The sequence below is a fragment of the Mycobacterium sp. genome (genome assembly GCF_051006775.1).
Lineage (GTDB): Bacteria > Actinomycetota > Actinomycetes > Mycobacteriales > Mycobacteriaceae > Mycobacterium.
Map to the genome: position 1 here is coordinate 63,490 of NZ_JBPCSX010000177.1, position 8,274 is coordinate 71,763.

Genomic DNA, 8,274 nt, shown 5'->3' on the forward strand with positions numbered 1-8,274 from the left:
CTGAGTCTACTGCGGGGTGCCGGCTGTCCCGTCAGGCGTCATACCCGACCGGTGACGATATCGACGAATAACTTGTGCACCCGCCGGTCGCCGGTCACCTCTGGGTGGAAGGCGGTGGCCAGCACCCGGCCCTGCCGGACCGCGACGACATGGCCGTCGGCGCGGGCCAGGATGTCCACCTCGGCGCCGACCCGCTCCACCCAGGGAGCGCGGATGAAGACGGCGTGGGCGGGCCCGTCCAGCCCGCGGAAGTCGATATCGGCCTCGAAGGAGTCGACTTGGCGGCCGAAGGCGTTTCGGCGCACGGTCATGTCGATGGCGCCCAGGGCGCAGGCCTGACGGCCCGGCGCGCCCGCGTCGAGGATCTCGCTGGCCAGCAGGATCATCCCGGCACATGACCCATAGGCCGGCATGCCGGCGGCCAGCCGCCCACGCAACGGTTCGAGCAGATCGAACTCGCGCAGCAGCAGGCTCATCGTGGTGGACTCCCCGCCGGGGATCACCAGCGCGTCAACGCTGTCGAGTTCGCCGCGCCGCCGCACGGTGACCGCCTGCGCGCCTGCCTCCGCCAGGGCCGCGAGGTGTTCGCGGGTATCGCCCTGCAGTGCCAGCACACCGACTTGCGGTGCGCTCACTTCGCGGGTGGGCTGTACCCGCGCTTGTAGCGCGTCAGACCCTCCTGCATGACCGCGGCCACCATGTCGCCGCGCTGGTTGAAGATCTTGCCCTGGGTGAGCGCCCGGCCACCGTGGGCCGACGGAGATGACTGGTTGTAGAGCAACCATTCATCGACGCGGAACGGGCGCATGAACCACACCGCGTGATCGAGCGAGGCGACCATCAGGTTCGCGCGCTCTTCCTCATGGATGACATGGGCCGAACCGAGGAGGGTCAAGTCGCTCATGTAGGTCAGCGCGCAGATGTGCAGAACCGGATCGTCGGGCAACGGGTCCCGGTGTTTGAACCACACCTGCTGCTGCGACGCCTTTCCCGGGTCCAGCTCCAACTCATCCCGCGGCACTATCCGGACATCCCATTCGGCGAACTGGGAGAACCCCGCCTCGTCGACAACCCTTCCCGACGAACGGAATCCGGGCGTGTCTTCCGGTGGCGGAGCAGAGGGCATGTCGTCCTGGTGCTCGATACCGTGCTGGTCGGTCTGGAAGGAGACGCCCATCGAGAAGATAACCTCACCGTGCTGGACGGCGTTGACCTGTCGAGTGCAGAATGAGCCACCGTCACGCGGCCGGTCAACCAGGTAGATGGCGGGTTTGGTGGCGTCCCCGGGCCGCAGGAAGTAGCCGTGCAGCGAATGCACATGAAACTCCGGTTCCACGGTGCGGATCGCGGACACCAGTGACTGCCCGGCGATGTGGCCGCCGAAAGTTCTTTGCAGGAAGCCGGATTCAGGGCTGAAGACGTGGCCGCGATAAATATTGACCTCGAGCTGTTCCAGGTCGAGGATCTCTTCGATCGCCATACTTCTATTTATGGCCGTCGCGTGAGCGGCTCATCCGCATTGGTTACCAGCCGCGTTCGGCCAGGCGGTGCGGCTGAGGGATGTCGTCGACGTTGATGCCGACCATCGCCTCGCCCAGGCCACGGGACACCTTTGCCAAAACGTCGGGATCGTCGTAGAAGGTTGTGGCCTTGACGATCGCCGCACCACGCTCAGCCGGGTTGCCGGACTTGAAGATTCCTGATCCGACGAACACACCCTCAGCACCGAGCTGCATCATCATCGCCGCATCAGCCGGGGTGGCGATACCGCCGGCGGTGAACATGGTGACCGGAAGCTTGCCCGCGCGGGCCACCTCGACCACAAGATCATAGGGCGCCTGCAGCTCCTTGGCGGCGACGAAGAGTTCGTCCTCCGACAGCGACGTCAACCGGCGGATCTCCCCGCCGATGGTGCGCATGTGGGTGGTGGCGTTGGAGACGTCACCGGTACCGGCCTCGCCCTTGGACCGGATCATCGCCGCACCCTCGGTGATACGGCGCAGCGCCTCACCGAGGTTGGTGGCCCCGCACACGAACGGAGCGGTGAACTTCCACTTGTCGATGTGGTTGGCATAGTCCGCAGGTGTGAGCACCTCGGACTCGTCGATGTAGTCCACGCCAAGGCTCTGCAGAATCTGCGCCTCGACGAAATGACCGATGCGGGCCTTGGCCATCACCGGGATCGACACCGCCTCGATGATGCCTTGGATCAGATCCGGGTCGCTCATCCGGGCGACGCCGCCCTGGGCGCGGATATCGGCCGGCACCCGCTCCAGTGCCATCACCGCGACCGCACCGGCGGCCTCGGCGATACGCGCCTGCTCAGGAGTGACCACGTCCATGATCACCCCGCCCTTGAGCATCTCGGCCATGCCGCGCTTGACCCGCGCGGTCCCGGTCTGGGCGTGGTTGGCAGAGCCGTTCGCTCCAGCTGCGATTTCCACTTCGGTGCTCCTCTGAGTTTCTGCTGTATTGAGTCTAGATGCCGTCTGAGGGCTGCCGATCCCGCCCGCTCAGCGGATGACGCGGGGGCCCGTTTGCAGGGAGTCCGGCCGGTCGGCCAGCCGGTTCGCCTCTGTGAGCAGCTCTGAGAGCTGGCGCGGGTACACCCGCTGGCCGATAGCCTCCAACCCGGCGATCGCCGCCTCGTCACACCATCGGTGGTCGTGGATATAGCTCAGTTCCAGTTCGGTGCGCCCGGCCGCGGCCGGGTCGAAACGCTCGGTGCGGTGCACGAAGTAGAACTCCTCGCTGAGCATCACCGCACCGTTGAAGTCGATCGGTGATTCCCGGCGCCAGACCGGGCCCAGCATCCGCTCGGGGTCCACCTGCAGTCCGGTCTCCTCGGCGAGTTCCCGGGCGGCAGCCCCCGCCAGCGGCTCCCCGGGGTGGATCCGGCCTCCGACGGTGAACCACCAGCGGGGTGCGCTGCCATCGCTGATCGCCGGGTCGGATCCGCAGAACAGCAGCACCGAACCTTCCTGGTCAAGCAGCACCACTCGGGCCGATGTACGGACGACACTCATCGCTGGTCGAGTTCGGCGATCTCGAAATAGCTTGGCAGCGGGGCCCTTCCGCCGAGTTTGAGCCATCGCACCGGCCGACGCTCCCGGAGCGCGAGGGTGTCGCGGACCGCGTCGTTATAGAACCGCCGAGCGAGCACCACGCGCACTTCGGCGTCGGCGAGCTCGTCGACGAGGCCCAACGGCACACGCGCCGGGTCCACTGTGGCCAGCGCTGTAGACAACTCGTTCTCGCACGATTCGCGGGTCCAACGCGGCGCCTGTTCAGCGGTATCAGCGATCACCACCAGACGGCGGCCCTCCGGCCGTTCACCGTAGGCGTCGACGGCTATGGCGCGGGCCACCACCGCGCGGCGGGCAAGAGCCGAGTCCAACGCCTGCCAGGACAGGTCGCATCGGACATGCAGGCGGTCCAACCGGTTCGCAGTCTGCAGCGCCCAGACCGCGGTGACGATCAGAACCACCACCAGCAGCGCGGTCAGTGACCAGTACAGCTCAGGAGTCACTCAGTCCACTCCCCGAGTCGCTGCGCTCCGGCCCGCCCCGCCGGCCACCGTCACCTTGACTCCGGCCCCGGCGACGGTCTCGTAGACCCGCATGATGTCGTCGGCTACCACCGACCAGTCATAGCGCCCGACGGCGGCCGACGCGGCTCTGGCGTAGCGGGCTCGCAGTTTCGGGTCGTCAAGCACAGCGATGAGCGCCTCGGCCATCGCAGCGGAGTCCTCTACCGGGACCAGTAGCCCGGCCTTGCCGTCGGCCAGCACCCGGCGGAAGGCGTCCAGATCACTGGCCACCACCGGGACGCCGGCCGCCATCGCCTCGACGAGCACGATGCCGAAGCTCTCACCCCCGGTGTTGGGCGCGCAATAGACATCCGCACTGCGCAATGCGGAGGCCTTCTCGGCGTCGGAGACCTGCCCGAGGAACCGCAAATGTCGCGCGCACTCTCCGGCGTCTTCGCGTAACTCGTCCTCATCGCCGCGCCCGACGATGAGGACCTCGAGATCGGGAAACCGGGCCAGCACGGCAGGGAGCGCACCCAGCAGCACCGCCATTCCCTTGCGCGGCTCGTCGAAGCGGCCCAGAAACAGCACCGTGCGGCCGGGCCGCGGATACCCCGGCAGCGGAACCGCCGACGCGAACGAGGCGACGTCAACCCCGTTGGGTATCTGCACGGCGTCGGAACCCAGCGCCTCGATCTGCCAGCGCCGGGCGAGGTCGGACACCGCGATGCGGCCGACGATCTTCTCGTTGTACGGCCGCAACAGACTCTGAAAGACACCAAGCGCCAACGATTTCGTGGTCGAGGTGTGGAAGGTCGCGACGATCGGACCTTCGGCGATCATCAGCGCCAGCAGAGAGAGACTGGGGGCATTGGGCTCGTGAAGGTGCAGCACGTCGAATTCGCCGGCGGCGATCCACTACTTCACCAGACGGTGGGTGGCCGGCCCGAATCGCAGCCTGGCCACCGAGCCGTTGTAGGGAATCGGCACAGCCTTGCCGCCGGAGACCACATAGTCGGGCAGTTCGATATCCGCCGAGGACGGCGCCAGCACACTCACATCGTGACCCCGCGCGCGCATCACCTCGGCCAGTTGCAGCACATGCGCCTGTACCCCGCCGTGCACGTCGAAGGAATACGGGCACACCATGCCGATGCGCATCAGGCCCGGTCTTCCTCAAGGCCGGCACGTCTCTTGTCGGAAAGGTCCGCCAGCCACAGCGGCTGCAGCATGTGCCAGTCCTGCGGGTGGGCGGCAATGTTGACAGCGAATCTGTCGGCCAGCGCCTGGGTGATGACCCCGACGTCGCCGGAGCCGGTGTCGATCGCGTCGTCGATCTGGACTACGCAGTCCTCGCCTTCGTAGTAGACGTGAGCGGGATGCAGTGGCGCACCGGTCTCGATGGCCAGCTTGGCCGGCCCGGCGGGCAGTCGGGTGGGTTCGCCGAAGAACTGCACCGGAACTCCGGACCGGGATAGATCGCGGTCGGCCATCAGACAGACGAAGACGTTGGCGCGCAACCGCTCAGCCAGCACCTCCATCGGCGGGCGGTCACCGCCCGATGCCGGCAGTACCTCGAATCCGAGGCTCTCCCGGAATTCGATGAACCGGTCGTAGAGCGATTCCGGCTTGAGCCGCTCGGCCACCGTTGTGAAGGTGCCATAGTTCTGCGCCAGCCACACCCCGGCCATATCCCAATTCCCGCTGTGCGGCAGGGCCATCACCGCGCCGCGGCCCGCGGCGTGGGCAGTTGCGAAGTGCTCGGCGCCGATGAACACCCGGTCGAGCCGATCGGCCAGCCGAGCGAGATTCATCGACGGCAGCCGGAAGGCCTCTCGCCAGTACCTGGCGTAGGAGGCCAGTGACGCCCGCATCAGCGAACGGGGTACCCGGTCCGGGGTCGTTCCGATCACCCGGGCCAAGTTCTTCCGTAATTGTTCAGGGCCGCCGCCGAGTGCGGCATAGCGCGCCCCGGCGCGGAATACGCTGCGCGCCATTGGTTCTGGCATCGTTCGAACCAGCCGCCAGCCGGCGGCATAGCCCAGGTCACTGAGATTCGCGGAGAGATCAGTCACCCGGCGCCCCCGGCCGGCGGCATCGGATCCGTCGCTCCCGGTGAGCTGCGCACCGCATGCAACCGCTGGCCGACGGTCACCAGGCTGGCCACCGCCAGCAACCACATGGCACCGTGCAGCAGCACCGGGACCCCGAAGAGCCCCGAGAAACCTGCGCCTGCGAGCACAATGACAAGCCGCTCGGGCCGTTCGATGAGACCCCCGCCGCCGTTCAGCCCGCTGGCCTCGGCGCGGGCCTTGATATACGAGATCACCTGGGATGTCACCAGGCAGATCAGGGTGGCCACCGCCAGGGAGGCACTGCCCATTCCGAACGCCGCCCACCAGAGCAGTCCGCAGAACACCGCGCCGTCGCTGATCCGGTCGCAGGTCGCGTCGAGCACTGCGCCGAATCGGGTGCCGCCCCCACGTTCACGGGCCATCGCACCGTCGAGCATGTCGGCCAGTACAAAAACGAAAACCGCGAACGCACCCCACCACAGCTGCCCGATCGGGAACAGAGTCAGCGCGGCCAGCACCGAGCCTGCGGTGCCGATGATCGTCACCGAGTCCGGTGTCAACCCGATCCGCAACGCAGCCTTGGCCACCGGGCCGCTCAGCTTGGCGTAGGCGGCCCGGGTCATCAGGTAGAAATCGCTCATGGCTGGTTGGCCCATTCGTCAGCCAGCAGCGCGCGGGTGTCCCGGAGCAGTTGCGGAATCACCTTGGTGCCGCCGACCACCGTGATGAAGTTGGCGTCTCCGGACCAGCGCGGCACAACGTGCATATGCAGATGTTCGGCCAGCGAGCCGCCGGCAGACCGGCCGAGATTGAGACCGACATTGAAGGCGTCAGGTCGTGACACCGCCTTGATGACCTTGATCGCCCTCTGGGTGAAAGCCATCAGTTCGGCACTCTCCTCGACGGTGAGATCCTCGAGTTCGGCGACCTGACGGTAGGGCACCACCATGAGATGGCCGGGGTTGTACGGGTAGAGATTGAGCACGGCGTAGACCAGATCACCGCGGGCGATCACCAGACCGTCCTCGTCGGACATGGTGGGGATATCGGTGAACGGCTGCAGGGAGCCCTTCGATCCGCCGAAGGTGGGCGATTCGACGATGTAACTCATCCGGTGTGGTGTCCACAGACGCTGCAAACGGTCCGGCTCCCCCACGCCCGTATCGCGCAGTTCGTCAGTCACCGCTGACCTTCACCGATTCCGCTGTGGGAGCGTCATTTTTGCGATCTGCGATCCATGACCGGATGGCGGCGATCGCATTCTCACGCGGCACACCGTTGATCTGGGTTCGGTCACCGAACCGGAAACTGACCGCTCCGGCCTCTACGTCGCGGTCCCCCGCGAGCAGCATGAACGGCACCTTCTGGTTGGTGTGGTTGACGATCTTCTTGGCCATCCGGTCATCGCTGGCGTCGACGTCGGCGCGAACACCGTGTGATTTCAATTCGCCGATCACGCCGTAGAGATAGTCGGCATGCTCGTCAGCGACCGGAATGCCGATCACCTGCAGCGGTGCCAGCCAGGCCGGGAAGGCACCGGCGTAGTGCTCGGTGAGTATGCCGAAGAAGCGCTCGATGGAACCGAACAGCGCACGGTGGATCAGCACGGGACGCTGACGGGTACCGTCAGCGGCGGTGTACTCCAGCCCGAATCGCTCAGGCATGTTGAAGTCCAGCTGAATGGTCGACATCTGCCAGCTGCGGCCGAGTGCGTCACGCACCTGCACCGAGATCTTCGGTCCGTAGAAGGCCGCCCCGCCCGGATCAGGCACCAGGTGCAGCCCGGATGACTCGGCGACCTCGCGCAGCGTCTCGGTGGCTTCCTCCCACATCTCGTCGGAACCGACGTACTTCTCCGGGTTCTTGGTGGAGAGCTCCAGAAAGAAGTCATCAAGGCCGTAGTCACCGAGCAGTTCGAGTACGAAGCGCAGCAGCGAGGCCAGCTCGTCGCGCATCTGCTCGCGGGTGCAGTAGATGTGCGAGTCGTCCTGGGTCATGCCGCGTACCCGGGTCAGACCGTGGATGACGCCGGACTTCTCGTAGCGGTAGACGGTACCGAACTCGAAGAGCCGCAACGGAAGTTCGCGATATGACCTGCCCCGCGACCGGAAGATCAGATGATGCATCGGGCAGTTCATCGGCTTGAGGTAGTAGTCCTGCCCAGGCTTGCGCAGCGTGCCGTCTCCATCGAACTCGGCGTCGATGTGCATGGGCGGGAACATTCCGTCGGCGTACCACTCCAGGTGACCCGAGGTGATGTAGAGCTGTTCCTTGGTGATGTGCGGGGTGTTGACGAACTCGTAACCGGCCTCGATGTGCTTGCGCCGCGAATACTCCTCCAGTTCCCGGCGGACGATCCCACCCTTCGGGTGGAAGACCGGCAGGCCTGAGCCCAATTCGTCGGGGAAGCTGAACAGGTCGAGTTCGACGCCCAGCCGGCGGTGGTCGCGACGCTGCGCCTCCTCGATGAGCTCGAGGTGACGATCCAGCGCTTCCTGTGATTCCCAGGCGGTGCCGTAGATGCGCTGCAGGCTGGCGTTGGCCTGGTTTCCCCGCCAGTACGCCGCGGAACTCCGGGTCAGCTTGAACGCCGGAATGTACTTGGTGGTCGGGCAGTGCGGCCCGCGGCACAGGTCGCCCCAGACCCGTTCGCGGGTGCGGGGATTGAGG

The 8,274-nt window shown here is 66.3% G+C and carries 7 protein-coding genes and 2 pseudogenes; all 9 read right to left on the reverse strand.

The genetic code is table 11. From position 1 onward, the window contains the following. Positions 1 to 38 precede the first annotated feature (38 nt). A complete protein-coding gene (gene pdxT / locus ACR2JI_RS13115; protein ID WP_526390589.1) occupies positions 39 to 635 on the reverse strand; it encodes a pyridoxal 5'-phosphate synthase glutaminase subunit PdxT in 597 nt (198 codons plus the stop codon). Next, the gene (gene tesB, locus ACR2JI_RS13120) at positions 632 to 1,480 is read right to left on the reverse strand and encodes an acyl-CoA thioesterase II (RefSeq protein ID WP_526390591.1); all 849 of its coding nucleotides are present in this window, start codon (positions 1,478 to 1,480) and stop codon (positions 632 to 634) included. The genes pdxT and tesB overlap by 4 nt, the downstream gene beginning before the upstream one ends. Before the next feature lie 43 nt (positions 1,481 to 1,523). Next, positions 1,524 to 2,438, reverse strand: coding sequence for a pyridoxal 5'-phosphate synthase lyase subunit PdxS (gene pdxS, locus ACR2JI_RS13125; protein ID WP_526390608.1), 915 nt, complete (start codon positions 2,436 to 2,438; stop codon positions 1,524 to 1,526). Positions 2,439 to 2,513: 75 nt separating this feature from the next. Then, positions 2,514 to 3,517: pseudogene (locus tag ACR2JI_RS13130) on the reverse strand (NUDIX hydrolase). A gap of 12 nt (positions 3,518 to 3,529) precedes the next feature. After that, a pseudogene (locus ACR2JI_RS13135) lies at positions 3,530 to 4,690 on the reverse strand (glycosyltransferase family 4 protein). Further along, positions 4,690 to 5,604 (reverse strand): phosphatidylinositol mannoside acyltransferase, encoded by a 915-nt coding sequence (locus ACR2JI_RS13140; protein WP_526390593.1) that lies wholly within the window; start codon positions 5,602 to 5,604, stop codon positions 4,690 to 4,692. Before ACR2JI_RS13140 ends, ACR2JI_RS13135 begins: the two are co-directional and overlap by 1 nt. After that, on the reverse strand, positions 5,601 to 6,245 hold the full coding sequence (gene pgsA, locus ACR2JI_RS13145; RefSeq protein WP_526390595.1) for a phosphatidylinositol phosphate synthase: 645 nt from the start codon (positions 6,243 to 6,245) through the stop codon (positions 5,601 to 5,603). Before pgsA ends, ACR2JI_RS13140 begins: the two co-directional genes overlap by 4 nt. Continuing rightward, a complete protein-coding gene (locus ACR2JI_RS13150) occupies positions 6,242 to 6,787 on the reverse strand; it encodes an ATP adenylyltransferase (RefSeq protein ID WP_526390597.1) in 546 nt (181 codons plus the stop codon). Before ACR2JI_RS13150 ends, pgsA begins: the two co-directional genes overlap by 4 nt. Next, a partial coding sequence (thrS, locus tag ACR2JI_RS13155; RefSeq protein WP_526390599.1) for a threonine--tRNA ligase occupies positions 6,780 to 8,274 on the reverse strand: 1,495 nt, incomplete at its 5' end. The genes ACR2JI_RS13150 and thrS, both read right to left, overlap by 8 nt.